1 protein-coding gene and 1 pseudogene are annotated in these 1793 nt (G+C 40.0%); both read right to left on the reverse strand.

Translation table 11 applies throughout. The annotated features are described in order from the left end of the window. Positions 1-614 precede the first annotated feature (614 nt). Positions 615-1130: a tail fiber assembly protein gene (locus AB204_RS18850; RefSeq protein ID WP_047964925.1), complete on the reverse strand. Its 516-nt coding sequence runs from the start codon at positions 1128-1130 to the stop codon at positions 615-617. Positions 1131-1323: 193 nt separating this feature from the next. Then, a pseudogene (locus tag AB204_RS22890) lies at positions 1324-1793 on the reverse strand (hypothetical protein); the annotation flags it as partial.

The following is a 1793-nucleotide window of genomic DNA, read 5'->3' on the forward strand; positions in this document are numbered from 1 at the left end:
AAATATGGCTGTGAATTAGCATAAAAGATGAAGGCGAACAGGTCAGTATAAAACCTTGGTTTAACGGAAGCCCGCCAGAAAGCCCTGAACGCCGTTCCCCAAGGACGCAAGGTCAACGGCAAGCCGCTGGCCGGGGATGTCTGGCTGGGCGCGGGCGATGTCGGCGCCTACAGCAAAGGGGAAACCGAATCACGGATCACTGAAGTTAAAAGTATTGCTCATAATACAGTGAGTGGAATGAGGCTATCAGCATTTCGAAATTACTTTTGGGGTTCCCGTGACACTAGGTACCTCTTTAGAGAAACTTCTTATGAAGAAAGACAGTTTGGCCTTAGTTGGTCTAGAAAGAGATACTATGAAGAAGAGGATTCTGACTTTTTAGCTTATAACGGCAGAAGAAATGGTGAGGTTATTGTTAATATGCTCTTTCGTGGCCATGATGACTATCCTGCTGATTGGGATGTAACAACCTTTGCTACAATACAATACTTGATAAACGGTAACTGGGTTAATGTAGCAGATAAACTCTAAATTAAGTTATAAAAATCATCATAATACATCTGTACTTAGTTTAAAATCCAAAGATGGGGCATTTAGCCCCACCTATTATTACATTACTCTGACTGTTCCGGCCACTGGATATCAGGCGCAGCTGATGTATCCACAGCCTCAACCGTTTCCACATAGTCCAGCCACTGGTTCAATTTCTGACGTTCAGTTTCAGAAATTCGCCCCATCAGCAATTTGGTGTGTAGCATCTGCATCTGTTTCTGAGCACCAGCAATTAATGCCTGTTTGATGCGACTTGCCTCTAACTGCGCCTCTTTCTCTAATATTTTGGCATCTTTTTTGACTAATTTGCCGTTTACAACATGGCATTGAGTTATATCTAACTCTTCATCAAATTCTATTTCCAGCACACTGGCGTTGTAAGGGCATAACCGAGATACATCTTTTGATGTTCTTACTATGGTTCCGTCTTCGTAATATTCCACTTTTAGCGTGTTTTCACGGTATTTTTTCTGGCATTCATACCAGTCCTGACCATCATCCGAAATCAGGTAAATCACATTCTCACCGAATTTAAGGTTATCCGGTTTATATTCCTTGAAGTTTTTTATATTAAGCATTTCCTATTTACACTCAATTACTGTTTTTAATATATATCAATATATTAGCGTTACTATAACCTAATGCAATAGAAATAAATTATAGTTAAATAAATATATTAATGTGTCAATAATCACTATAAACAATACTAAGGTTAGTACCTTACACTCGTATGTTGCCAACCTTACAAATCATTTAAAAAATTTTGGATAATTAATTCCGGCCATGAGAATTATCACTATTTCCAGAGAATGTATCAGGGGTACTTTTCATAAATTCATCATCTGTTATATTGACCCATTGACCATTAATGAAGTATTGTACTACAGCGAATTTTTTACATTTCCATTTACTGGAACCACTACTGGAACTACCGTTTGTATGGAAGTATACGTTCAGAAGAATTTCGCCTTTCAATCTACCACCATCATCAACATAAGCGCTCTCTGGATATATTGTCCAACTCCCCCAACCAACAGTATTCACTTCTCCGCTAGCTAAGATTCTTCCCCCTATATATTCTCTCGATTTTGACAATCTCATTCCCCCCACGGTGTTATGAGCTAAATTTTTAGCTTCATTAACACGGTTATCGACTTCCCCTCTGTTATATGTCTCGGCTTTGCTGTAGGCGCCGACATCGCCCGCGCCCAGCCAGACATCCCCGGCCAGCGGCTTGCCGT

It is taken from the genome of Xenorhabdus khoisanae, assembly GCF_001037465.1.
GTDB classification, from domain to species: Bacteria; Pseudomonadota; Gammaproteobacteria; order Enterobacterales; family Enterobacteriaceae; genus Xenorhabdus; species Xenorhabdus khoisanae.

Bases quoted from the DNA above. Each gene is read 5' to 3' on its own strand.
- AB204_RS18850 (WP_047964925.1), bottom strand. From the start codon at position 1,130: ATGCTTAATATAAAAAACTTCAAGGAATATAAACCGGATAACCTTAAA.